Consider the following 22,635-nt stretch of genomic DNA (forward strand, 5'->3'; position numbering starts at 1 on the left):
TCACGGACCGGTTATGGTCCGGTTACAAGAACCCACGGGAGTCCGGGCACCGGGCTGAGAGGGGGGCTGATGCGGCCCCCGACCGTCGAACCTGATCCGGGTCATGCCGGCGCAGGGAGGAGTGCGTCATGGGCGCTGTTTCGTTCCCCCGTCTCCACGTCATCACCGACGATCTCGATGTCGTCCGGGCGGTGGCGCAGCCCGGCGTCGCGGTGCAGATCAGGGTCAAGACCAACGACTTCGCGGCGTACGCCGTAGCCCGCGAAGCCGTGCCCCGGTGCCGCACCGCGGGGGCGTTGTGCCTGGTCAACGATCGCATCGGGGTGGCTCTCGCGACCGGCGCGGACGGCGTGCACCTGGGCGCCGACGACCTGCCGGTGGCCGCCGCGCGCCGGGTGCTCGGTCCGGAGGCGGTGATCGGGGCCACCTGCCGGACACCGGAGGCGGCGCGCGCCGCGGTGGCCGACGGGGCGACCTATCTCGGGGTGGGCCCGGCCTTTCCCACCTCCACGAAGGACGGTCTGCCGCCGCCGCTCGGACCGGACGGGGTGAACGCGGTCGCCGCGGCCGTGCCGGGCATCCCGGTGGTGGCGATCGGCGGGATCACTCTGGAGCGGGTGGGGCTGCTCACGACGTACGGCGTAGCCGCGGTGAAGGCTTTCGACGGTGACCCCGCGGGCGCTGCCGCGGCCTTTCTGGCGGCCCTGCAATGAGGGTGGGAATCGTCGGCGGCGGGATGATCGGGCTCGCCACCGCGGTCGAACTGCTGCGTCGTGGCGCCGATGTCACGGTCTACGACCCGGAGCCGGACGGCTCCGCGGGGGCCTGGCACGTGGCTGCCGGAATGCTCGCGCCGGGCGGCGAATCGGTGTTCGAGTTTCCCGGACTGGAGCGGCTGCTCGCAGCGTCGAACGCATTGTGGCCGGCATTCGCGGCGTCGCTCGGTGACGTCGGCTATGACACCGCGGGAACGATCGGCGTCGCCATGACGGCCGACGATGTCGCCGAAATGGCACGCGAGTGGAAGCACCAGAAACTGACCCCGCTCACCGGATCGCGGGTGCGGGAACTGGCGCCGGCGCTGTCCCCGCGGGTGCGTGCCGGGGTCTTCGCGCCGACCGAGAAACAGGTGGATCCACGCCGGGTGGTCGCCGCGCTGCGCGGCATCCTCGGCGGGCGGATCGTCCGGGCCGACGTGCGCGATCTCTGCGAAGTGGACGCCGACGTCACGGTCGTCGCGGCCGGCTGCGGCACCGCACCGCTCACCGGGCTGCCGATCCGGCCGGTCAAAGGCCAGATGCTGCGGCTGCGCGGCGAGCCGGGGCTGCTGCGGCACGTGATCGACGGTGCGGCCGACGGCCGGCACGTCTACCTGGTGCCGCGCGCCGACGGCGAAGTCGTGGTCGGGGCGACCCAGGAGGAGCGGACCGACCGGCAGGCGACCGCCGGCGGCGTCCACGACCTGCTGCGCGCCGCCCTCGACCTGGTGCCCGGGCTGGCCGAGCACGCACTCGCCGAGGTCACCGTCGGGCACCGGCCGGGCACCCCGGACAACGCCCCGATCCTCGGCGTGCTGCGACCCGGCGTGCTGGTCGCGGCCGGGCACCACCGCAACGGCGTGCTGCTCGCCCCGATCACCGCGCGGCTGATCGCCGACCTGGTCCTCACCGGCACCACCGACCCGATCATCGACGATTTCACCCCCGGGAGGTTCGGATGCGCCTGACCGTCAACGGCCGGCACCAGACGAGAGTGGCCGGCTGCTCGGTGGCCGCGCTGGTCGCCGAGATCACCGACGCGCACCGCGGAGTCGCGGTCGCGGTGAACGGGACCGTCGTCCCCCGGTCCACGTGGGACCGGGTGGACCTGGCCGACGGGGATGCGGTCGAGGTGCTCACCGCGGCGCAGGGCGGCTGACATGGGCGATCTCCTGCCGGAGAACGGGCTGATCGTCGGCACCGGCGGCGCGAACAGCCTGGCCGCGCTCGAAGAGGCGATCGTCGCCTCGCAGACCGACCTGGTCACCGTGGCGCTGCGCCGGATCGAGGCGGCCGGTCCGGGACTGCTGCCGATGCTCGACCGGCTCCGGGTGCGGATCCTGCCCAACACGGCCGGCTGCTACACCGCCGGGGACGCGGTCAAGACCGCCCGGATGGCCCGGGAGGCGTTCGAGACCGACCTGATCAAACTGGAGGTGATCGGCGACGAGCGGACCCTGCTGCCGGACGGCGTCGAGCTGCTCCGGGCGGCCGAGACGCTGGTCGCGGACGGATTCACGGTGCTGCCCTACACCACCGACGACCCGGTCCTGGCCCGCCGGCTCGCCGACGCCGGCTGCGCCGCGGTGATGCCGGCCGGCTCGCCGATCGGCTCCGGACTGGGCATCGCCAACCCGCACCACATCGAGCTGATCCGGCAGAGCGTGGACGTGCCGGTGGTCCTCGACGCCGGCATCGGCACCGCCTCGGACGCGGTGCTGGCGATGGAGCTGGGCTGCGACGCGGTACTGATCGCCAGCGCGATCACCCGGGCCGACGAGCCGGCCGTGATGGCCACCGCGATGCGGCACGCGGTCGCCGCCGGACGACTGGCCCGGCAGGCCGGTCGCATCCCCCGTCGCTTCCACGCCGTGGCGTCCACACCGGACGAGGGGATCCCGGTGTGGTGACGCCGACCGGGCTCGTCGTGCTCACCGACCGGCGGTCCGCCGCCGGGCCGCTGGTGGAGACGGTGGCCGCGGCGGTACGCGGCGGCGCGGGCTGGGTGATCCTCCGGGAACGCGATCTGCCGTACGGCGACCGTGCCGCCCTGGCCGCGCAACTGCGCGCCGTGGTCCCGCCCGGGCGGCTGATCGTGGCCGGGCCCGATCCGCTCGGCGGTGCCGCCGTGCACCTGGCCGCCGCCGACCCACGGCCGGGCGGCGTGCCGCTGGTCGGCAGATCGTGGCACGGCACCGAGCCGGTGTCCGAGGTGGACTATGTGACGCTGTCGCCGATCTTCCCGACCGCGACCAAGCCGGGGTACGGGCCGGATCTGGGCGTGGATCGGGCCGCGCGGCTCGCCGCGGGGATGCCGTGGCTGGCGCTCGGCGGGGTCGACTCGGCGGCCCGGGCGGCGTCCTGCGCGACCGCCGGGGCCGATGGGGTCGCCGTACTCGGCGCGATCATGCGGGCCGCCAACCCGGAACGGGTCGCCCGCGTCCTGGCCGGCGCCTTCGCCGCGGCCGCCGCCGGGTCGCCCGCGGCCGCCGACCTCGGGGGTGTCCGATGACGCCGCCCGTGGTGCTGACCATCGCCGGGTCGGACTCCGGTGGGGGAGCCGGGATCCAGGCCGACCTCAAGACGTTCGCGGCCCTGGGGGCGTACGGGGTGTCGGTGCTCACCGCGATCACGGCGCAGAACACGCTCGGAGTGACCGCGATCCACCCGGTGCCGGCCGGGATCGTGGCGGCACAACTCGACGCGGTACTGACCGACTTCACCGTGGCCGCGGTCAAGGTCGGGATGATCGCCGACTCGGCGGTGGCGAAAGTGATCGCCGAGCGGGCCGCCGAACTGCCGAATCTGGTGGTCGATCCGGTGCTGGTGTCGACCTCCGGGAGCCGGCTGGGGGAGGCGGCGACGGTCCGGGTGCTCACGGCGTACGCCCGGGTCGTGACGCCGAACCGGGAAGAGGCCGCAGCCCTGGCCGGATGCCGGGCCGAGACGGTGCCGGAGATGGCCGCCGCGGCGGCCGAGATCGCCGCGACCGGGCCGCGCGCCGTGGTGGTGACCGGAAGCGATCTCGCGGTCGACGTCCTCTGGGACGCCGGCCGGATCACCGAACTGCACGGCGAGCCGGTTTCGACGCCGAACAACCACGGCTCCGGGTGCACCTTCTCGTCGGCGATCGCGGTGCGCCTGGCGATGGGCGACCCGGTGCCGGCGGCGGTCGCGGCGGCCAAGGAGTACGTGTCGGGGGCGCTGCGCGGTGGCGCCGCGTGGCGGCTGGGTGCCGGGCCCGGGCCGCTGAACCACTTCTCCGGCTGACGGATGACAAGACATCCGGCGATCAGTGCTGCCATCGGTCGCCGGTTTTATACCTATCTGGGAGGAAACATGAGGCGCAAGGTCTACGTGGAGGGCTCCCGTCCGGAGATCCGCGTCCCGTTCACCGAGGTGGTGCTGACCGGCGACAACCCGTCGGTCCGGCTCTACGACACCTCGGGCCCGGGCAGCGACCCCGAGCAGGGCCTGCCCGCACTGCGGAAACCCTGGTGGGACGGGCGAACCCAGCTCGCCGCGGCGCGGGCCGGCGACATCACGCCGGAGATGGAGTTCGTGGCGGTCCGCGAAGGAGTCGACCCCTCGCTCGTGCGCGACGAGATCGCGGCCGGGCGGGCGGTGCTACCGGCCAACCGCAACCACCCCGAGTCCGAGCCGATGATCATCGGATCGAAGTTCCTCGTGAAGGTCAACGCCAACATCGGCACCTCGGCCGTGACCTCGTCGGTCGCCGAGGAGGTGGAGAAGCTGACCTGGGCGACGCGGTGGGGCGCGGACACCGTGATGGACCTGTCCACCGGGCCGCGGATCCACGAGACCCGGGAGGCGATCGTGCGCAACTCGCCGGTGCCGATCGGGACCGTGCCGATCTACCAGGCTCTCGAGAAGGTCAACGGAGACCCGCTGAAACTCACCTGGGAGCTGTTCCGGGAGACCGTGATCGAGCAGGCCGAGCAGGGCGTGGACTACATGACCATCCACGCCGGGGTGCTGCTCGCCTATGTGCCGCTGGCCGCTGAACGGGTCACCGGCATCGTCTCCCGCGGCGGGTCGATCATGGCGGCCTGGTGCCTGGCCGAACACCGGGAGAACTTCCTCTACACCCACTTCCGGGAACTCTGCGAGATCTTCCGGGAGTACGACATCACCTTCTCGCTCGGCGACGGGCTGCGCCCCGGATCGATCGCCGACGCCAACGACGAGGCGCAGTTCGCCGAACTGCGGACGCTCGGCGAACTGACCCACATCGCCTGGGAGTACGACGTGCAGGTGATGGTCGAAGGCCCCGGCCACGTGCCGATGCACAAGATCAAGGAGAACGTGGACCTGCAGCGGGAACTCTGCGACGGCGCCCCGTTCTACACCCTCGGGCCGCTGGCCACCGACATCGCGCCCGCCTACGACCACATCACCTCGGCGATCGGCGCCGCGATGATCGGCATGTTCGGCACCGCGATGCTCTGCTATGTCACCCCGAAGGAACACCTCGGTCTGCCGAACAAGGACGACGTCAAAGCCGGCATGATCGCCTACAAGATCGCGGCCCACTCGGCGGACCTCGCCAAAGGCCACCCGGGGGCGCAGGCGTGGGACGACGCGCTGTCCCACGCCCGGTTCGACTTCCGCTGGGAAGACCAGTTCGAACTCGCCCTCGACCCGGAAACCGCCCGGTCGTACCACGACGAGACACTGCCGGCCGCGCCCGCCAAGACCGCGCACTTCTGCTCGATGTGCGGGCCCAAATTCTGCTCCATGAAGATCAGCCACGAGCTGCGGGCCGCCGGCATGAAAGCCAAGTCCGAGGAATTCGTCGACGGCGGAGCGCGGGTCTACCTGCCGGTCGTGCCGTAAGGGTTGTGGACAGCCTGTGGACAACTAGTCTTCGGGCTGGTCAGGGCGCTGATTGCGGGGCAGAAAATCGTAGGCCGGGTCCCGCGGGGCGGACTTCGCCAGCCGCTGCTGGCGGGCCCGGTCGGCGGCCGCCTGGTCACGGACAGCCTTGCGGGTGATGGCCTCGTCGAGATCCTTGTTGCGGTCGGCGAGGTCCTCGGCCGCCTGTCGTTCATCGACGGCGGCCTTCGCGGTGACCTCGGCGGGGGCGAACTCTGTGCTCATCGGGGTGGTGGCCTTCGTCTCGGTGGGTGATGGGGTGGCTTTTCTGGGGCGCGGTTTGCGGCGGGGGGCGCGCTTCTGCGGGGTTTTCCCGGCGGTGACGGCCTCCGCCTGCGGCGCGGCTGCGGCGGTCCTTTCCTGCGTGGCCTCCGCCTCCGGCACGGTTGCGGCGGTCGTTTCCTGCGCGACCTTCGCCTCCGGCGCGGCATTTGTTTCCGGCGCGGCGATGGTGGGATCCGGATCCGGCTTCGATTCGGGCTTTTGGCGCGGCTTGCGGGTGCGGCGGGGGCGCTGGGCCTGAGCCGGGGCCGGGGATTCGGCAGCGGTCTCCGGCTTCGCCTCCGCGGGGGCCTGCGCCGCGGTTTCCGGCTTCGCCTCCGCAGCGGTCTCCGGCTTCACTTGCGCGGGAGCGTCGGGCTTCGCTTCCGCGGGAACTTCCGGCCTCGCCTCCGCGGCGGGTTCTTCCTCGGCTGAGGGGCCGGGTTCGAGAACCGGGGCGGGCATCGGCTCCTTCTCGGTCGATGCCTCGGCCTTCTCTTCGGCCGCCACCGCTTCGGCGGAAGATTCGGTGGTGTCCGCCTCTGACGTCGACTCCGGCTCAGCGGGTGGTGCGAACCCCGCTTCGGCCGGGGGTTCGGTGCGCTGTTCGGGGACGGGAGTCTCGGCAGCCGCCTCCGGCCCCTCGTCTGCGGCGTCCGCCTTTGCCGGCTCAGAGTCTTCCGGCTCCTTCTTCAGTTCTTCTTCGTCCGGTGCGGGTACAGCCGATTCCGGTGCGGAAGGCGTCGGCTCGGGAGAGTCGGACGCCGGGGCCTTCGCGACGGGTTCCGGGGCTTCTGCGACGGGTTGCGGGCCGGGCTGCCGGTTTTCCGGGGCGGGTTCTACGACGGGCTCTGGGGCGGGCTGCGGGTATTCCGTGGCGGGTGTCGGGGCTTCTACGACGGGCTCTGGGGCGGGCTGCGGGTATTCCGTGGCGGAAGCCGGGGCTTCCGCGACGGGTTCCGGGGTGGGCTCGGAGGCCGCGGCAGGTTCCGCGGGCACCGCGGGCGCGGGCTCCGGGCTCGGGTCCGGTGCGGTGGCCGCCGCGGGCTCGGGCGACGGGGTGGCCGGTTCGGTGGCCGCGGTGGCTTCGGTGGTGTGCTGAGGTGGGGCCGTGACCAGGGACGCGATGCCGAGGGCGGCGGACCTCTGGGACCGGCGGGCCGGATGCGGAACCCCGGACAGCGGCGGTTTCCCGGTAACCGGACGCTGCGGCGTGATCCGGAACCGGTACATCACCCCGTCGTCGCGGACCACGAAGTCGTCCGCCCCGTCCGGCCGGGTCCAGGTGAGGATCATCTGCCCGTACTTCTCCGCCAGCTTCACCAGCGCCGGCACCGAGGCCACCGTGATGACCGCTTCACCCTGCTTGCCGTTCAGCGGTTCGACCGGCACCAGCAGATGCCCGTACCGCCGCTGGATCTGAGCCCGGGTGGCGAGCGGCACGTGCCGCACCGCGGCCAGGCCGATGCCGATGATCCCCACGATCGCGATCAGGAGCAGGCGCAACGCGTACGTCCGGGCCCGGCCCGCCGTGATCAGGTCGTGGCCGAGCACGGCGATCTGCCGGGGATAGATCCCGCCGCCCGACGTCCTGCCGGACTGGCTGACGATCAGGCTGTTCGCGTCGCCGCTCAGGCTCAGCTGCAGGGAGCTGAGCGAGAGGGAGAGCTGCGGCTCGAACGACGTCCCGTCGGGGTGTTCGATGTGCGCCGTCACCATGATGGTGACCGGGGTGAGGTCGGTGCCGATCGCGTCGGCGGCGTCCGCCACCCGCTCGTCGATGCCGTCGAGGTCGAGCAGGACAGTGCCGGTGTACCGGTCGGCGGTGAACTGGCGGGACTGGGCCAGCTGCACCGTCGAGTGCCAGGCCTGGGCGGACAGCCGGGCGTCGACGCCGATCCGGCCGGGCTTGCCGTGATACTGCAGCCGCAGGTCGACGAAGTGCGCCAGCTTCCGATAGATCGGGTCGGGGGAGTAGGCGACCGTCCCGTCGTAGGCGGCCGACGACTGGACCTGGGCCGAGTATGAGAAGGTCACCGACTCGCCGCTCGATGAGCTGCTCGGACTCGCCTGCGTGGCAGGCTTCATCCAGCTCAGGACGCCGAGGACCAGGCCGGTCAGCGCGCAGCAGGCGGTCCCGACGGCGAGGACGCGAAGCAGGGGATGAAGGCGGCTGACGGCCTTGACCACGACCGCGGCCGCTGTCCACGAGCCCCCTTGGCCAGCCATGCCCTTCGCTTTCCTCTCGCGTCGACGGCGACGCAGGTCTCTGCGGGTCCGGGCGCCGGCCGGGCTGCCGGCGCCGATGATCAAAAAGCCGACCATTCCCAGGGTGGCCGGGCTCAGCAGCCGGCGGACCCAGACGCCGCCCTGCGAGACGTGCAGGACCGCGCGTCCGATGAGTTGATCCGCTGTGGGGTGCGGGATGTCGATCGACTGGTTGTTGTCTCCTTTGAAGACGTAACCGGTGTCGGGATCGCCGCCGATGATGCGGTGGAGGGTTTCCACGCCGCCGACACCATGGTATGCGGCGATCTGCCCGACTTCGTAGGAATCGCTTTTGACGACGACCACCAGGTCCCCGGCGTAGTAGACCGGGTTCATGCTGATGCCGTGCGTGACGACGTAGGAGATGCGGTGGGTTCCGATGGCCCACGCGGCGATGGCCGCCATCAACAGGATGGCGGCCATCGCTTTGCGTCGGACTCGGGAAATGGCGTCCTCCGGGCGTCGGTGCCGCGGGTCTGACGCTAATGCCGGGCCTGGGGCGCCGACGGATCTTTCGGACTAGACGCCGGCCTGGACGTCGACGGTGACGGCGGTGAGCGCGGTCAGGTAGTCGGTGCCCGCGGTGGTGACGTTGCAGTCCCAGGCCGCCGGCGTCGAGTTGTAGGCGCAGGTCAAGGTGCGCACCGTGCCGACCACGGAGCCGGCGGGGGCGCTGGTGCCGGTGATGGACGCGTTGACGACGGTGGTGGTCGTGTTGAGCGCCGTGCTGTTCAGGCCTGCCAGGTAGAGCCGGACTCCGGTGATTTCCGCCTTGTTGGTGCGGCTGGAAAGGGTGACGACGCTGGTCAGCTCGGCGCCCTCGACGGTCGAGAAGGACAGCGAACCGGCCGAGATAACCTTCGTGGAGGTTGCCACGCTGTTGGTCAGGCCGGGCGCGGTGAAAGCGGTGGCTCCGGCGGCAACCACGCCGGCCGCCGCGACGCCGCCCACGAGCTGAAGCATGCTGCGCATATCTGTTCCCCTGTTCGTTCGGTGGTAGCCCAGCCGACCTCTTGGGTCCTGTGGCTTTGCGTCCCCGGCTCGCGCCGGGTTTGCCCTTCTCGCCGAGCGGACTTCGTTATCCCCTGGCATGGGGTTGTTCGGTCGTGGCCGGGTTCCGCCTAAGAGATAGCTGGGAATTCTCTCGGTCCGATCTATTTGTTCGGGGTGCATGAGAGCCGGTTCGGTGCTATCGGTTGCGCGCCGGTAGCGGATCGGGCCGGGGATTCGGGCGGGTGGTCCGGAACGGCGCTGGAACGGCTCGTGGCGGCCGTCCGGGGACGGCCGCCACGAGGGGGATGAGGTGTGACGTACAGCAAAGCAATCAAAGTTTGTAGAACGTCACGTAGTGGTCCGGGGTGAAGTAGGCGACCTTGGTGCTGCGGTTGACCACGATGCGGTAGGCGTCCCGCGAGGCGCCCTTGGCGCGGGAGTACACGTCGTACTCGTTGTAGGTGGCCGACGGCAGGTAGCCCTCACGGTTCTGGAAGGTGCCGCCGGTGTAGTTGTAGCTGCCGTACGGCCAGACGTACCAGCCGCTGCTCAGCGGCCAGCCGAGAGTCTGCCAGCCGGTGTACGCGGTGCGGGCGGCCGAGCACCGGCTGATCGTGCACGAGGAGTAGACGGCGGCCTGGGCGGCGGACGGGACGGCGAGCGCGGTGCCGGCCAGGCCCAGGATCAGGGCGAGGCTCAGCAGCAGCTTTCGGAGGCGGGGCAGGGAAGTGGTCACGTTCGTCAACTCCGATGCTTCGGGGGAAGGGAGCCCGGACATCGATCATCGTGCCTGCCCGGAACGCCCCGTGGTACCTCCCGGAAGCACCATTTCATCGGAGTTTACGAATGATTTACTGGCCGCCGAGGCCGCTCACCCAGTCGACATAGTCCGTTTCCTGGCCGGACCGGCGCGGACTGCTGATCGAGGTGGGCTCGACGACCGGTCCGCGCTGCGCGGGAGAAGGGGGCGGCTGGGCCGCGGCGAAACCGTTGAAGGAGTCGGCGGCCGGCGCCGGGGTGGATGCGGGGGCCGGGGTCGAGCGGCGTCCGCGCCAGCCGCCGCGCCCGGTGGCGATCGGGGTCGGCTGCTGCCCGGAGAAGCGGGGCGCCTTCTCCGGTGCCGGAGCCTGCGGTGGCGCCTGGGTCGGCACGGGCTGCGGCGGGAACGGCGTCCCGGATCGGAACGGGCTGCCGGTGCCGCCGGAGAACGGGTTGTCCGGCGTCCCGGGTTGCCCGGCCGGGATCACCCCGGTGTCGGCAGGACGCACCTGTTCCTCCGGGCGCCGCGCGGCGGCGGCCGCCGCGGCCTGGGCGATCGCGGACCGGGCGGGGACGTCCCGCTTCGGCAGCGACGCGGTCTCCGCGGGGGAGTCCGCGCTTTCCGTGGGGGCGGGGTTTCCCCGCACGATGGCGGCCAGGACCGACCCGAGCACCCCGGCCCCGCACGCGGTCATCGCCGCCCAGTACGGGTCGTCGGCGAATCCGGCCGCTTTCAGTTCCGGCCCGGCGATCAGGTAGGCGACCGTGAGCAGGGCCGGGCCGGCCAACCCGGCGAGGCCCGCGGCCAGCGTCGACATCCTGCGCCCGCGGGCGGTGGAGCCGATCACCAGGCCGGCGAGCAGCGCGAGGGTCGGCATGGTGAGGAGTGCGGTGTGCGCGCTGACGGCGGCCGGGATGAGGCTGCCGCCGAGCACGCCGAGCCGGACCGCGGGCGGGGTGTGCCCGGCTCGCAGCGACGGCCCGATGGTGACCAGCGCGATCAGCCAGATCAGCACGCTCAGGGTGGCCACGTTCCAGCGGGCGGCCGGTTTGGCGGCGGCCGCCCAGCCGGCGAAGATGCCGGCCGCGGCGCCGAGCCCGGCGACCACGCCGATGACGAAGACCGGCTGCACCCCGGCGACCTGCGCGGCTCGGGCCGGCTGCATGGTCAGCGGCAGGACGGCCAGGGAGCCGAGGCCGCCGGCGAGTCCGGTGGCGAGCGCGCCGCCGGCGCCGGCCGGGTGGGGCAGCCAGCGGGCCCGCATGCCGGTGCCGACGATCGCGCCGAGCGCGGCGGCGGTCATCGTGATCCAGGCGACCCAGGCCAGATGGGCGGTCCATTGATCACGCGCAGTGACGTCGAGGACGCGGTCGAGCCGCACGATGCCGAGGCCGTAGGCGATGCCGAGTTGGCCGGCGCCGACCACCGCGGCTGCCGTGGCGGTGGTGGCGAGCAGCTTCACCCAGCTCCGAAATGCCATGCCGCGCACGTTACGTAATCCGGCGGCCGGTACGCCAGTGGGAGCGGCCCTTCTTAAGGCGGCCTAAAGTCTGGATCTTCCCTATCGAAGTACGTCGATTAAGCTCCGTGACGCTCAGTCACCCCGGGGCGACGTACGGATGGGTTGCCGGCCGCTGCCTCCAGAGTGGACACTGGGCGGACGCGGACAGCATGTCCGTTGCGTCGTGCCAAAGCTTGCGAACGTGAGACTCCTGCTCAGCACTCAGGCGCGGGACGGGACTCTCACATAGTGGTTGGAATCTTGAAGCTGTTCCGGGGCCGGAACCGCGCCGGCGGTCACGCATGAACCATTCGCGCACGTCAAAGCGTTTGTTGCGGGGGCCGTTCGTTGTCGCGCGCGGTTATCACTCGGACAGCCGGGATGTTTGCGGGAGGATCCAGGCTTCCCAAAACGGTAGAGGGTCTGATGAAATCGCCGCCGTGCCGATAACGGCACGACCCTTGCTACGCGTGCCGATCGGGGACGGACCGCGGGCCCCGCTCGCCGCCGCGACATTCCCGGGTGCCCGGCAAAAGGGTGCCCAGCGAAGCGGGACTACCGCGAAGGAGATGTCGTGAGCACGGGATCCTCGGGCCTGCCTGTGCGACGTGGTCCGCTCTCCTGGTCGCGCGACGCCGGGATCCGCACCAAACTCGCCGGCCTGATGGTCATTCCGCTGGTGGCCGCTCTGGCGCTGGCCTCGGTGCGGCTGATCGACGTACGCGGCACCGCGTCCGACGCCGGCCGGGTCGCCGACCTCACCCGGATCGGCACCGACCTCTCCGGCCTGAGCCGGCTGCTGCACCAGGAGCGGATGGCCGCCGCCGCGTTCCTCGCCGACACCGGCGCGGCGCCGGACCGTTTCCGGACGGCGACCGAGGCGGTCGACACCCAGATCCGGACCTTCCGTGCGCACCGCACCGCCCTCGGTGACGTCCCGGCCCGGGTTGCCGACCGGCTTCGGCTGATCCAGGAGCAGCTCGGCACGCTCACCGACATCCGGGGCGCGGTCGAGGCCCGCAAGGACCTGCCGATCGTCACCATGGCCCAGCGCTACGACCAGGCGCTCGACCAGATCTTCGACTTCGACGACGTGGTCGTCCAGATCGCCGAGCCGGGCACGGTCGCCGACGGTCTCCGCGGGCTCGCCGCGTTCGGCCGCATCCAGGAGGCGGTGGCCGACCAGGAGGCCACCGGGTACGTCGTGCAGGCCACCCGTCAGCTCGGCGCGGCCCAGCAACAGGAGCTGATCGGCGCTCAGGTCGCCCGGCAGGCGGCGCTCGACGACTTCCGGCAGATTGCCGACCGCGACCAGATCGGCCTGGTCGAGAGCACCCTGTCGAACCCCGTGGTGGCCCAGGCGGACGGACTGGTCACCCGGCTTGCCGGCGGCGGGTCGGTGGACGCCGACGAGCTGACCACGACGTACGGCCAAGTCCTCGATCTGCTTCAGGACACCGGCGGCAGACTCGACGGACAGGTCGCCGAGGACGCCCGGTACGACCGGGACGCCGCCGCGCGGCGGGCCACCGTCGAGTTCATCGTCGTGCTGCTGGTGCTGACCGCCGCGATCGCGATCGCCGCCTTCCTCGCCCGCCGGCTGCACCTGTCGCTGCGGATGCTGCGCGAGGGCGCGCTCGCCGTCGCGCACCGCGACCTGCCCGACGCGGTCACCCGGCTGCAGGACGCGGACAGCCTCGGCGAGGGTGGCGTCGACCGGATCGTCGCCGAGACCCGCGACCCGTTCCGGCTCACCGATCGCGACGAGTTCGGCCAGGTCGCCGAGGCGTTCAACATGGTGCACCGGGAGGCGATCCGGGTCGCCGCGGAACAGGCCGCCCTGCGCACCAGCGTCTCCGCGATGTTCCTCAGCCTGGCCCGGCGCAGTCAGGCGCTGGTCGACCGGATGATCGGCGAACTCGACCAGATCGAACGCACCGAGGAGGACCCGAAGCGGCTCGCCAAGCTCTTCGACCTCGACCACCTCGCCACCCGGATGCGCCGCAACGACGAGAACCTGCTGGTCCTGGCCGGCGCCGACGTGGGCGCCCCGCGCCGCGAGGACGCCCTGCTGGTCGACGTGCTGCGCGCCGCACAGTCCGAAGTGGAGCAGTACCACCGGATCGAGTTCGGCGCGATCGACACCGACGTGGCGGTCGCCGCGGCCGCGGTCAACGACGTGGTCCGGCTGATCGCCGAGCTGCTCGACAACGCCACCCGCTTCTCGCCGCCGACCACGGTGGTGATGGCCCACGGACGGCGCTCCGGTGAGCAGCTCGTGGTCCAGGTCGAGGACCGGGGCCTGGGCATCACCCCGGAACAACTCGAGGTGATCAACCGGCGGCTGGCCGAACCGGCCGAGGTCGACGTGGCCGCGTTCCGCCTGATGGGTTTCGCGGTGATCGCCCGGCTCGCCGCCCGGCACGGCATCACGGTCCGCCTGCTGCCGCACCGCGAGGGCGGCACGATCGCCGAGATCAGCCTGCCGGCCGAGGTCACCGTCCTGCCCGGAATGCAGAGCACCCCGGGACGCGCGGCCAGCTGGACACGTCCCGGCCCGCCGCCGCAGGCGATCGCCGGAGCGGAGCGTGCTACGCCGGAGGTCCGCCCGCCGGTACGTACCGTCCCGGCGCCCACCGCGCCGGCCGCTCCGCGGTGGGCGGCGATCGAGCCCGGCCCGCAGCCCGACCTGGACCTGCGGCCGACACCGGACCGGCCGCCGCTGCCCACCCGAGTGCCGAAGCCGGACGTGGGCGCGGAACCCGCCCCGACGCCGCTGTTCACCCCGGCCGCCGCGCCCGTCTCGGCGCATCCGGTGTCCGCACATCCGGTGTCCGTGCATCCGGTGTCGGCGCCGATCCAGGTCAGGATGCAGCACAGCTGGTTCGAGGGGGAGGCGGCGGCCGGTCCGCGCGGGATGCCGACCGCGGGCTACGCGCCGGCACCGGTCTCCGCGATGCCCGCCACCGCGCCGGTGAGTGCGGCGCCGGTCTCCGTGCCCGCGGCGAGTGCGGCGTCCGTCTCCGTGCCCGCGGCGAGTGCGGCGTCCGTCTCCGTGCCCGCGGCGAGCGCGGCGCCGGTCTCCGGCGGTGGGGCGGTGCCGCGTCCCCGCCCGGCGCTCGAGGACCGGTGGCGGACCGCGGCCGACGACGGCTGGCAGCGGGCCCGCGACGCCGCGGCCCCGCGGGACGCCGGTACCACCCGATCCGGGCTGCCGAAGCGCATCCCGCAGGCGCAGCTCGTTCCCGGCGGGGTGACCGACCCGCCCCGCGCACAGCATCGTCGCAGCCCCGACGACGTCCGTGGACTGCTGTCCGCGTACACCCGTGGGGTGCAGCGAGGGCGGACCGATGGCACCGCCGAGGCACCACCGGCTCCTAAGGAGAATCGACAGTGACCAGGCCTCCCACCATGCAGGACATGGGCTGGCTGCTCAACAACTTCGCCGACAGCATCGCCGGGATCGCGCACGTGGTGGCGGTCTCCGCGGACGGCCTGTTGCTGGCATGCTCCCGGGATCTGCCGCCGGACCGGGCGGATCAACTGGCCGCGATCACCTCCGGGGTGGTCAGTCTCACCGACGGTGCGTCCCGGATGTTCAGCGCCGGGAAGGTGCAGCAGACGATCATCGAGATGGACAGCGGTTATCTTTTCCTGATGTCCATCAGCGACGGTTCCTCGATGGCGGTGCTGGCCGCGCGCAGCTGCGACGTCGGCCAGGTCGGTTACGAGATGGCCCTGCTGGTGGAGCGCGTCGGCGCCGCCCTGTCGCCGGTGGCCCGCGAGGCCGTCGGCCACGCCAGATAGAGCCTGAGCGCCGGGGCCCCCGGCCCCGGCGGAGATGAGGTGACCGCGACATGAGTGAGCCGCACGATCCCCGGGGCAACCTGGTGCGGCCGTACGCGGTGACCCGCGGCCGGACCGAGCCGATCCGGGACATCCCGATCGAAGCGGTCCTGGTCGCCAGCCCGGCGGCCGTGCAGGAGTCACGTTTCGCCGGGCACGACAAGTACCGCATCGCCGCGCTGTGTGAGCCGAAAGCACTATCGCTCGCCGAGCTCGCGGCGTTGACCCGGTTGCCTCTCGGGGTGGCCCGGGTCCTCGTCGCCGACATGGTCGCCGACGGTTTGCTCGCGCTGCACAGTGCCGCTCCCAAGCGTGGCTTCACGGAGCGGATGGATCTGCTGGGAAGGGTTTTGAGTGGACTTCGCAAGCTCTGAGTGGGCGGGGGCGTCCCCTTCGGAGATCACCTCCGCGAAGATCGTCATCGCTGGTGGTTTCGGCGTCGGGAAGACGACCCTGGTCGGCGCGGTCTCCGAGATCGAGCCGCTGACCACGGAGGCCGTGATGACCGCGGCCGGGGCCGGCATCGACGACGCCTCCAAGGTGCCGGAGAAGGGCACCACCACGGTGGCGATGGACTTCGGCCGGATCACCATGGCCGACGATCTGATCCTCTACCTCTTCGGGACGCCCGGGCAGACCCGGTTCTGGTTCATGTGGGACGAGTTGATCAGGGGCGCGGTCGGCGCCGCGGTGCTGGTCGACACGCGGCGGCTGACCGACGCCTTCGCCCCGCTGGACTACTTCGAGAACCGGCACCTGCCCTACCTGGTGGCGGTCAACTGCTTCGACGGCGCGCCGCGCTACGAGCCGGAGGAGGTCCGGGAGGCGCTGGCGATCCCGGCCCGGGTCCCGCTGATCATGTGCGACGCCCGGCACCGCGAGTCGGTCAAGGCGGTTCTGATCGGCGTCGTCGAGCACGCCATGACCACGCTGGTCGCCGAACACGAGCAGGGCGTGACCGTGTGAGTCGCTGCTCGACGATCAAGATCAAGACTGTGATGCAGATGTCGTGCGCTGCGGCCGATAACTGACCGTAGCTCCCGCCGGGACCCTTGCGGGCCGGGCTGGCCGCTGACGCGTCCAGAACGCCCGGCCCGCAAGGGCGACATCCGCGGGTGGGCACGGGCGCCACGCGGCCCCCGCCCCGGACCGCCCGCGCCGTCAGGCCTGTTCCGTCACTGACGAATTCTCGGCGGGGCTAGCTGTGATGTCCGGCCAGGTTGAACAACCTGGCCGGACATCACAGCTAGCCGGCGATGCGGTAGCCGCGCTTGACGACCGTCTGGACGATGCCGGGGATGGCGGCCCGGAGGCGGGCGACGGCCATCTCGACCGCGTGTTCGTCGGCGTGGCGGGGGAGGGTTTGCAGGAGAGCGGCGCGGGACAGGACCCGGCCCGGTGAGGTGGCCAGGGCGCGCAGGACCGCCATCGGGGCCGGGGCCAGCTGGCGCAGCCGGCCGTCGATCACCGCGGCGTGCCCGCGCAGCGTGATCGCGTGGCCGTTGACCTGCAGGGAGACCGCGCGCTGGGGGAGTTCGTCGGTCAGGGTGCGAACCAGCGCGCTGAGCCGGGCCCGGGCCGGCGTCGTGACCGGGATCTCCAGCCGGCGCAGCGGCTCGGCGGTGACCGGCCCGACGCAGGCGGCCAGCACGTCCGAGCGGAGTGCGTCCAGCAGCGGATCGACGGCCGGACCGGCGGCGCGCAGCAGTGCGTGCACGGCGGCCGCCGAGGTGAACGTCACGGCGTCGACCAGCCGGCCGGCGATCAGGTCGACGAGGCGGTGCAGCGGCGCGGTGTCGGTCGGTGGCGCCCAGCGGTAGACCGGCAACTCGATCACCCGGGCGCCGGCCGCGCGCAGTACCTCGGTGTATTCGGGCTGGCTCTCCCCGTGCAACTGCAGGGCGACGGTCAGCCCGCCGAGGCCGCGGGTGGTCAGGTGCTCGACCACCTCCGCGGAGCTCTCGCCCTCCGGGGTCCAGCATTCCCGCAGGCCGGCGGTACGGACCGCGGCGCGCGCCTTGGGGCCGCGGGCGACCAGATAGGAGCGGTCGAGCACCGCGCGCAGTGGCTCGGCCAGCCCCCAGCTCTCCGCGGCCTCCAGCCAGCCGCGCATCCCGATCCCGGTGCTGACCAGCACGATGTCCGGGGGTGAGTCCAGGCAGGCACGGGTGGCGGCGCGCAGTTCGGCGTCGTCGGCGATCGGCACGATCCGCAGCGCGGGGGCGAGCACGACCCGGGCGCCGCGGCCCTCCAGCAGGGCGGCCAGCTCATCCCGGCGCCGGTCGGAGGTGACGCCGACGGTGTATCCGGCCAGGACGGCCGCGGGCTCGTCCAGCGCCGACCGTCGTGCCGCCGGGATCCGCTCCGTCATCCGGCGCCGAACAGCGGGGGAAGGGCCGCAGCGGCCGGGGATGGGAAAGTGAGAAGTCGCGGCGTGGCCGGGCGGTCCACCGAAGGGCACGCTCGAGTCCCGTCGTCCTCAGCGTAGACCCGCTCCCATGTCACGCTTACGGTCCTCGCCATGCCTCCGTCCGGGGCACGCCGCGACTTCTCCTCGCCACTCCGGCGAACCGGTGTGGCGAACACCGCCAGGTCCGTCCTCAACCCTGACGGTGGTCTCTCCATGGTGCGCCCTGACGCGTCGCCTCGGCCAGAGCCGGGCCGCGCCGTCCGGGGTTCCGCACCGATGGCCATGCCGGGAAGCCTGCCGGTGGGGAATTTCGGCGTGGCGTCCCATTTGTTTCGAGCCTGCTAAGAGCCGTCCACGAGCCAGTTGGTGAACCCGAGACAGGACGACCTCAGACACCGAGTATGCTGGATACCGTTTGAGGTCCCGCCTCGGGCCATTCACCCAGGGGCAGCCTGTTTTGACCACGCGCCGCGCGGCCGGGTATTGTTGCCTGCTGTTGTGCGATAGCTGGCGAGCGCTCCCTCTGGGGTGTGCTTGATCGTCGTGTCGACGTCGAGTTCGACGCGACCAGCGCGCGCCCCCAGACCGACGACGAGACAAGGTAATTCTGTGCGTACGTACAGCCCGAAGCCGGGTGAGATCGAGCGTCAGTGGCACATTATCGACGCTTCTGACGTCGTTCTGGGCCGCCTGGCTACCCACACCGCGACTCTCCTGCGTGGCAAGCACAAGCCCACGTTCGCCCCGCACGTCGACACGGGCGACTTCGTGGTGATCATCAACGCCGGCAAGGTCGCGCTGACCGGCAACAAGCGGCAGACCAAGGTCGCCTACCGGCACTCCGGTTACCCGGGTGGTCTGAAGCAGGTCGGTTACGAGGAGCTGCTGTCCAAGCGCCCCGAGAAGGCGATCGAGCTGGCGGTCAAGGGCATGCTCCCGCACAACAAGCTGGCGCGCCAGATCATCAAGAAGCTGAAGGTCTACCCGGGCGCCGAGCACCCGCACGCCGCGCAGCAGCCGAAGCCGTTCGAAATCACCCAGATCGCGCAGTGAGCGCGGGAGAAGGCAGCAGCATGACCGACATCATCGAGCCCGAGGTCGTCGAGACCGTCGAGACCGTCGAGGAGCCCGCTGAGACGGTCGTCGTCGTCGAGACGCCCGCGCCGGCTCCGGTTCGCGCCCCGCGTCCCGGTGACCGTCCGGTCCAGACCGTGGGCCGCCGCAAGGAGGCCATCGTCCGGGTGCGCCTCGTCCCCGGCACCGGCAAGATCACCTGCAACGGCCGTGAGCTCGAGAACTACTTCCCGAGCAAGGTCCACCAGCAGCTGATCCGCGAGCCGCTCGTCACCGTCGAGCGCGCCGAGCAGTTCGACGTGATCGCGAACCTGCGTGGCGGCGGCATCACCGGCCAGGCCGGTGCGCTGCGCCTCGGCATCGCCCGCGCCCTGATCGCGGACGAGGCCGACGACCGTCCCGCCCTGAAGAAGGCCGGCTTCCTGACCCGTGACGCTCGGGTCAAGGAGAGCAAGAAGTACGGTCTCAAGAAGGCCCGCAAGGCCCCGCAGTACTCGAAGCGCTGATTTTTCCTACGGCGGCCGGGTGTTCCTTCCGATAAACGGGAGGACCACCCGGCCGCCGTGGTTTTTGCGGCCTCTGCACGACCCCCCTCCCCCCAACTAGCCGTTCCGGTACTCCTGCCCTGACGCGACGTTGTTGCACGCTTGCGGGGTAAGTGTCACCGGCGAAAGGAAGCCGCCATGGGGCGACTCTTCGGCACCGACGGCGTTCGCGGTCTCGCGAACGGCGATCTGCTCACCCCGGAACTGGCCCTCTCGGTCGCCGTCGCGGCCGCCCGGGTCCTGGTCGAGGCCGACAGCAGCCACCAGCCGCTCGCGATCGTGGGCCGTGACCCGCGGGCCAGCGGCGAGATGCTGGAAGCGGCGGTCGTCGCGGGCCTGACCAGCGCGGGTGCCAATGTGGTCCGGGTCGGCGTGCTGCCGACGCCCGCGGTCGCGTACCTGGTGGGGCAGACCGGCGCCGACCTTGGCGTGATGCTCTCCGCGTCACACAACCCGATGGCGGACAACGGGATCAAGCTCTTCGCCGCCGGCGGCCAGAAGCTGCCGGACGAGCTGGAGGAGCGGATCGAGAAGGCGGTCGCGGACGGGCACGGCCTGGTCGGGCGGCCCACCGGCGCCGGCATCGGCCGGGTGCACGACCTGCTGGACGGCGCCGAGCACTACATCAAGCACCTGGTCGAGTCGATCCCGCACCGCCTCGAAGGCATCAAGGTCGTGGTGGACTGCGCGAACGGCGCGGCCAGCGATGTCGGTCCGGTGGCCTACCGGGAGGCCGGCGCCGAGGTGATCGCGATCCACGCCGAGCCGGACGGGTTGAACATCAACGAGGAGTGCGGCTCCACGCACCTCGACAAGGTGCGCGACGCGGTGCTGGCCGAGGGTGCCGACCTGGGTCTGGCCCATGACGGTGACGCGGACCGCTGCCTGGCCGTCACCGCGGCCGGTGACGTGGTCGACGGCGACCAGATCATGGCGATCCTGGCGGTGGCCATGCGCGACGCGGGCACGCTGACCGAGGACACCCTGGTCGCGACCGTGATGAGCAACCTGGGTCTGCGGATCGCGATGAAGCAGTCCGGGATCAAGCTGCTGGAGACCAAGGTCGGCGACCGGTACGTGCTGGAGGAACTGCAGGGCGGCGGTCTGGCCCTGGGCGGCGAGCAGAGCGGGCACATCGTGATGCCGGCGTTCGCCACCACCGGCGACGGCGTGCTGACCGGGCTGCACCTGATGGCGCAGCTGGCATCGAGCGGCAAGTCGCTGGCCGACCTGGCCGCGGTGGTGCACAAGCTGCCGCAGAAGCTGATCAACGTGAAGGTGGGCGACCGGGAAGCCGGCGCAGCCGCGCCGACCGTGCAGGCCGCCGTGGCGCTGGCCGAGGCCGAACTGGGCGAGACCGGCCGGGTGCTGCTGCGCCCCTCCGGCACCGAGCCGCTGGTCCGGGTCATGGTCGAAGCCGCGACCGAGGAGCAGGCCGGTGCGGTCGCCGCCCGCATCGCGGACGAGGTGCGGGCCGCCAGCCCCGTCGCGTGACAGGTGCGGCCCGCCTCACTTGAGGCGGGCCACTGCCTCCTCGATCACCTCGGGGCGTTTGCAGAAGGCGAACCGGATCAGGTGGCGGCCGGCCTCCCGGTGGTCGTAGAAGACCTGGGTGGGCACGGCCACCACACCGGAGCGGGCAGGCAGCCCACGGCAGAATTCGACGCCGTCGGTCCCGCCCAGCGGCCGGATGTCGGCGGTCACGAAATACGTCCCCTGGGACGGCAACACCTCGAACCCGGCCGCGGTCAGCCCGGCCGTCAGCCGGTCCCGGTTGGCGCGCAGCCCGGCGGTGAAATCCTGGAAGTACGCGTCGGGCAGCCCCAGCGCGACCGCCACCGCCGGCTGTAGGGGCGAGGCGTTCACGAAGGTCAGGAACTGCTTGACCCGCAGCACCGCGGAGACCAGCCGGGCCGGGCCGGTGACCCAGCCGACCTTCCACCCGGTGCAGGAGAAGGTCTTGCCGGCCGACGAGACGCGCAGGGTGCGCTCGCCCATCCCGGGCAGGGTGGCCAGTGGCACGTGCACCCCGTCGAAGACCAGGTGCTCGTAGACCTCGTCGGTGACCGCGACGGCGTCGTGTGCCTGGCACAGCTCGGCGACCAGGGCCAGCTCGGCCGGGGTGAAGACCTTACCGGTCGGGTTGTGCGGCGAGTTGAGCAGCGCCAGCCGGGTGCGCGGGCCGAACGCCGCGCGCAGCTGCGCCTCGTCGAACTCGTAGCGCCCGTCCGGGCCGGGGCGCAGCGTGACCGGGCGCCGGACCGCCCCGGCCAGGGTGATCGAGGCCGCGTACGAGTCGTAGTAGGGCTCGAAGCAGACCACCTCGTCGCCCGGCTCGCAGAGGGCCAGCACCGCGGCGGCGATCGCCTCGGTGGCCCCGGCGGTGACCGCGACCTCGGTGTCCGGGTCCCGGGTCAGGCCCCAGAACCGCCGCTCGTGCCCGGTGATCGCGTGCCGCAGGGCCGGGATGCCGGGTAGCGGCGGATACTGGTTGGCGCCGCTCGCCAGGGCCTGCGCGGCGGCCGCCAGCATCTCCGGCGGGCCGTCGGTGTCCGGGAAGCCCTGTCCGAGATTGACCGCACCGGTGCGCGCCGCGAGCGCGGACATCTCGGCGAAGATCGTGGTCCCGAACGGACGCATCCGTTCGACCAGCGGGTCCGTGCTCAACCGTGCTCCCCTAATTGAACGTGAGCTTGTTGCAGGTCGCGGTGGCGCCGACACCGGTCGCGGTGTGCTCGTCGACCGTCTTGCCGTCGATGATGGCCTTGCAGGTGATGCTGCCGTCCTGCAGGGACAGCCGCAGCGCGGACACCGAGACGAACGACAACCCGTCCATGCGGACCGCGATCTTCCACGGCAGCTTCGCCTCGTTGACCGTTTTCGGCAGTCCCAGTTTCTCCGAGTAGATGATCGTGGCGGGGCCGTCGCCGCTCACCTCGTATCGCACCGTGAGCTTGGTGTGGTCGTCGTCACCACCGGCGGGGAGCTTGGGCAGCCTGCTCGGGGTGGGCAGGGCGGTCGGAATCTTCTGCACCGTCTCCTTGGCCTTGTCCGAGGTGCGCCGGGCGACCAGCACCACAGTGGTGATCACGCCGCCGCAGAGCAGCAGGGTGATCGCCAGGATCAGCGCGATCAGCGGGGCGTTGCTGCGCCGATGTTGCCGATAATCCGGTGGCGGGTATCCGACCGGCGCAAACTGTGCGGTAGGCGGATAGTCCCGCGCCGGATCGCGCTGATCGCTCATCTCGTCCTTCCGCCACGCCCCGGGCGGGGGCGTTCCCGCCTGGCCGGGGCTGTTCTGACGGTACGCCAGCGGCGCCCGA

Annotated in this window: 21 protein-coding genes and 2 riboswitches; of the genes, 14 read left to right on the forward strand and 7 right to left on the reverse strand. The window is 71.8% G+C overall.

Annotated features, from left to right (window positions below):
- The first annotated feature begins 24 nt into the window (after positions 1 to 24).
- Positions 25 to 135, forward strand: a riboswitch (TPP riboswitch).
- From ACSP50_RS03590 to thiC, 7 genes are all read left to right on the forward strand, one after another.
- Positions 129 to 713, forward strand: a complete 585-nt coding sequence (locus tag ACSP50_RS03590; protein WP_014687787.1) for a thiamine phosphate synthase — start codon at positions 129 to 131, stop codon at positions 711 to 713. It overlaps the preceding riboswitch by 7 nt.
- Positions 710 to 1,726, forward strand: a complete 1,017-nt coding sequence (gene thiO / locus ACSP50_RS03595) for a glycine oxidase ThiO (protein WP_014687788.1) — start codon at positions 710 to 712, stop codon at positions 1,724 to 1,726. The genes ACSP50_RS03590 and thiO overlap by 4 nt, the downstream gene beginning before the upstream one ends.
- Positions 1,717 to 1,917, forward strand: coding sequence for a sulfur carrier protein ThiS (gene thiS / locus ACSP50_RS03600; protein WP_014687789.1), 201 nt, complete (start codon positions 1,717 to 1,719; stop codon positions 1,915 to 1,917). The genes thiO and thiS overlap by 10 nt, the downstream gene beginning before the upstream one ends.
- 1 nt (position 1,918) lies before the next feature.
- Positions 1,919 to 2,668, forward strand: coding sequence for a thiazole synthase (locus tag ACSP50_RS03605; protein WP_014687790.1), 750 nt, complete (start codon positions 1,919 to 1,921; stop codon positions 2,666 to 2,668).
- A complete protein-coding gene (locus ACSP50_RS03610) occupies positions 2,662 to 3,270 on the forward strand; it encodes a thiamine phosphate synthase (protein WP_014687791.1) in 609 nt (202 codons plus the stop codon). The genes ACSP50_RS03605 and ACSP50_RS03610 overlap by 7 nt, the downstream gene beginning before the upstream one ends.
- Positions 3,267 to 4,028 (forward strand): bifunctional hydroxymethylpyrimidine kinase/phosphomethylpyrimidine kinase, encoded by a 762-nt coding sequence (thiD, locus tag ACSP50_RS03615; RefSeq protein ID WP_014687792.1) that lies wholly within the window; start codon positions 3,267 to 3,269, stop codon positions 4,026 to 4,028. The genes ACSP50_RS03610 and thiD overlap by 4 nt, the downstream gene beginning before the upstream one ends.
- A 69-nt stretch (positions 4,029 to 4,097) precedes the next feature.
- Complete coding sequence (gene thiC, locus ACSP50_RS03620) at positions 4,098 to 5,615, forward strand: phosphomethylpyrimidine synthase ThiC (protein ID WP_014687793.1); 1,518 nt, start codon at positions 4,098 to 4,100, stop codon at positions 5,613 to 5,615.
- A 24-nt stretch (positions 5,616 to 5,639) separates the two neighbouring features.
- Here thiC and ACSP50_RS03625 read toward each other — a convergent pair whose 3' ends face one another.
- From ACSP50_RS03625 to ACSP50_RS03640, 4 genes are all read right to left on the reverse strand, one after another.
- Entirely contained in the window at positions 5,640 to 8,606 is a 2,967-nt protein-coding gene (locus tag ACSP50_RS03625; RefSeq protein WP_014687794.1) for a S24/S26 family peptidase, read from the reverse strand.
- 96 nt (positions 8,607 to 8,702) lie between these two features.
- Positions 8,703 to 9,146 carry a hypothetical protein gene (locus tag ACSP50_RS03630; RefSeq protein ID WP_155123432.1) on the reverse strand — a complete coding sequence of 148 codons (444 nt, stop codon included), beginning with the start codon at positions 9,144 to 9,146 and terminating at the stop codon, positions 8,703 to 8,705.
- A gap of 29 nt (positions 9,147 to 9,175) precedes the next feature.
- Positions 9,176 to 9,250, reverse strand: a riboswitch (cyclic di-GMP riboswitch).
- Between the two features lie 257 nt (positions 9,251 to 9,507).
- Positions 9,508 to 9,912, reverse strand: a complete 405-nt coding sequence (locus ACSP50_RS03635; RefSeq protein ID WP_014687796.1) for a ribonuclease domain-containing protein — start codon at positions 9,910 to 9,912, stop codon at positions 9,508 to 9,510.
- 115 nt (positions 9,913 to 10,027) lie between these two features.
- On the reverse strand, positions 10,028 to 11,416 hold the full coding sequence (locus ACSP50_RS03640) for a hypothetical protein (RefSeq protein WP_014687797.1): 1,389 nt from the start codon (positions 11,414 to 11,416) through the stop codon (positions 10,028 to 10,030).
- Between the two features lie 595 nt (positions 11,417 to 12,011).
- Here ACSP50_RS03640 and ACSP50_RS03645 point away from each other — a divergent pair.
- Genes ACSP50_RS03645 through ACSP50_RS03660 form a run of 4 tightly spaced genes read left to right on the forward strand, consistent with a single transcriptional unit; the run spans position 12,012 to position 16,249 of the window.
- Positions 12,012 to 14,834, forward strand: a complete 2,823-nt coding sequence (locus ACSP50_RS03645; protein ID WP_014687798.1) for a nitrate- and nitrite sensing domain-containing protein — start codon at positions 12,012 to 12,014, stop codon at positions 14,832 to 14,834.
- Positions 14,831 to 15,244, forward strand: a complete 414-nt coding sequence (locus ACSP50_RS03650) for a roadblock/LC7 domain-containing protein (protein WP_014687799.1) — start codon at positions 14,831 to 14,833, stop codon at positions 15,242 to 15,244. Before ACSP50_RS03645 ends, ACSP50_RS03650 begins: the two co-directional genes overlap by 4 nt.
- Positions 15,245 to 15,294: 50 nt before the next feature.
- On the forward strand, positions 15,295 to 15,657 hold the full coding sequence (locus ACSP50_RS03655) for a DUF742 domain-containing protein (RefSeq protein WP_014687800.1): 363 nt from the start codon (positions 15,295 to 15,297) through the stop codon (positions 15,655 to 15,657).
- A complete protein-coding gene (locus tag ACSP50_RS03660; RefSeq protein ID WP_014687801.1) occupies positions 15,638 to 16,249 on the forward strand; it encodes an ATP/GTP-binding protein in 612 nt (203 codons plus the stop codon). Before ACSP50_RS03655 ends, ACSP50_RS03660 begins: the two co-directional genes overlap by 20 nt.
- A gap of 280 nt (positions 16,250 to 16,529) precedes the next feature.
- Here ACSP50_RS03660 and ACSP50_RS03665 read toward each other — a convergent pair whose 3' ends face one another.
- The gene (locus tag ACSP50_RS03665) at positions 16,530 to 17,654 is read right to left on the reverse strand and encodes a uroporphyrinogen-III synthase (protein WP_014687802.1); all 1,125 of its coding nucleotides are present in this window, start codon (positions 17,652 to 17,654) and stop codon (positions 16,530 to 16,532) included.
- Between the two features lie 648 nt (positions 17,655 to 18,302).
- On the opposite strand from ACSP50_RS03665, the gene rplM reads away from it, so the two are divergent.
- The 3 genes from rplM to glmM all read left to right on the forward strand — a co-directional run bounded on the left by rplM (position 18,303) and on the right by glmM (position 20,806).
- Positions 18,303 to 18,746, forward strand: coding sequence for a 50S ribosomal protein L13 (gene rplM / locus ACSP50_RS03670; RefSeq protein ID WP_014687803.1), 444 nt, complete (start codon positions 18,303 to 18,305; stop codon positions 18,744 to 18,746).
- A 20-nt stretch (positions 18,747 to 18,766) separates the two neighbouring features.
- On the forward strand, positions 18,767 to 19,273 hold the full coding sequence (gene rpsI, locus ACSP50_RS03675) for a 30S ribosomal protein S9 (protein ID WP_014687804.1): 507 nt from the start codon (positions 18,767 to 18,769) through the stop codon (positions 19,271 to 19,273).
- Between the two features lie 177 nt (positions 19,274 to 19,450).
- Positions 19,451 to 20,806 carry a phosphoglucosamine mutase gene (glmM, locus tag ACSP50_RS03680; protein WP_014687805.1) on the forward strand — a complete coding sequence of 452 codons (1,356 nt, stop codon included), beginning with the start codon at positions 19,451 to 19,453 and terminating at the stop codon, positions 20,804 to 20,806.
- A gap of 15 nt (positions 20,807 to 20,821) precedes the next feature.
- On the opposite strand, the gene ACSP50_RS03685 is transcribed toward glmM, so the two are convergent.
- A complete protein-coding gene (locus ACSP50_RS03685) occupies positions 20,822 to 21,952 on the reverse strand; it encodes a pyridoxal phosphate-dependent aminotransferase (RefSeq protein ID WP_369793944.1) in 1,131 nt (376 codons plus the stop codon).
- Positions 21,953 to 21,989: 37 nt separating this feature from the next.
- The gene (locus tag ACSP50_RS03690) at positions 21,990 to 22,556 is read right to left on the reverse strand and encodes a Putative membrane protein mmpS4 (protein WP_014687807.1); all 567 of its coding nucleotides are present in this window, start codon (positions 22,554 to 22,556) and stop codon (positions 21,990 to 21,992) included.
- Positions 22,557 to 22,635: the final 79 nt, after the last annotated feature.

The organism is Actinoplanes sp. SE50/110, assembly GCF_900119315.1.
Lineage (GTDB): Bacteria > Actinomycetota > Actinomycetes > Mycobacteriales > Micromonosporaceae > Actinoplanes.

Excerpts from the sequence above, each read along its gene's own strand:
- thiS (WP_014687789.1), top strand. The coding sequence starts at position 1,717 with ATGCGCCTGACCGTCAACGGCCGGCACCAGACGAGAGTGGCCGGCTGC.
- thiD (WP_014687792.1), top strand. The coding sequence starts at position 3,267 with ATGACGCCGCCCGTGGTGCTGACCATCGCCGGGTCGGACTCCGGTGGG.
- ACSP50_RS03690 (WP_014687807.1), bottom strand. The coding sequence starts at position 22,556 with ATGAGCGATCAGCGCGATCCGGCGCGGGACTATCCGCCTACCGCACAG.
- rpsI (WP_014687804.1), top strand. The coding sequence starts at position 18,767 with ATGACCGACATCATCGAGCCCGAGGTCGTCGAGACCGTCGAGACCGTC.
- ACSP50_RS03590 (WP_014687787.1), top strand. The coding sequence starts at position 129 with ATGGGCGCTGTTTCGTTCCCCCGTCTCCACGTCATCACCGACGATCTC.
- ACSP50_RS03665 (WP_014687802.1), bottom strand. The coding sequence starts at position 17,654 with ATGACGGAGCGGATCCCGGCGGCACGACGGTCGGCGCTGGACGAGCCC.
- ACSP50_RS03640 (WP_014687797.1), bottom strand. The coding sequence starts at position 11,416 with ATGGCATTTCGGAGCTGGGTGAAGCTGCTCGCCACCACCGCCACGGCA.
- ACSP50_RS03655 (WP_014687800.1), top strand. The coding sequence starts at position 15,295 with ATGAGTGAGCCGCACGATCCCCGGGGCAACCTGGTGCGGCCGTACGCG.
- ACSP50_RS03630 (WP_155123432.1), bottom strand. The coding sequence starts at position 9,146 with ATGCTTCAGCTCGTGGGCGGCGTCGCGGCGGCCGGCGTGGTTGCCGCC.
- ACSP50_RS03625 (WP_014687794.1), bottom strand. The coding sequence starts at position 8,606 with ATGGCCGCCATCCTGTTGATGGCGGCCATCGCCGCGTGGGCCATCGGA.
- ACSP50_RS03685 (WP_369793944.1), bottom strand. The coding sequence starts at position 21,952 with ATGCGTCCGTTCGGGACCACGATCTTCGCCGAGATGTCCGCGCTCGCG.
- thiO (WP_014687788.1), top strand. The coding sequence starts at position 710 with ATGAGGGTGGGAATCGTCGGCGGCGGGATGATCGGGCTCGCCACCGCG.
- thiC (WP_014687793.1), top strand. The coding sequence starts at position 4,098 with ATGAGGCGCAAGGTCTACGTGGAGGGCTCCCGTCCGGAGATCCGCGTC.
- glmM (WP_014687805.1), top strand. The coding sequence starts at position 19,451 with ATGGGGCGACTCTTCGGCACCGACGGCGTTCGCGGTCTCGCGAACGGC.
- ACSP50_RS03605 (WP_014687790.1), top strand. The coding sequence starts at position 1,919 with ATGGGCGATCTCCTGCCGGAGAACGGGCTGATCGTCGGCACCGGCGGC.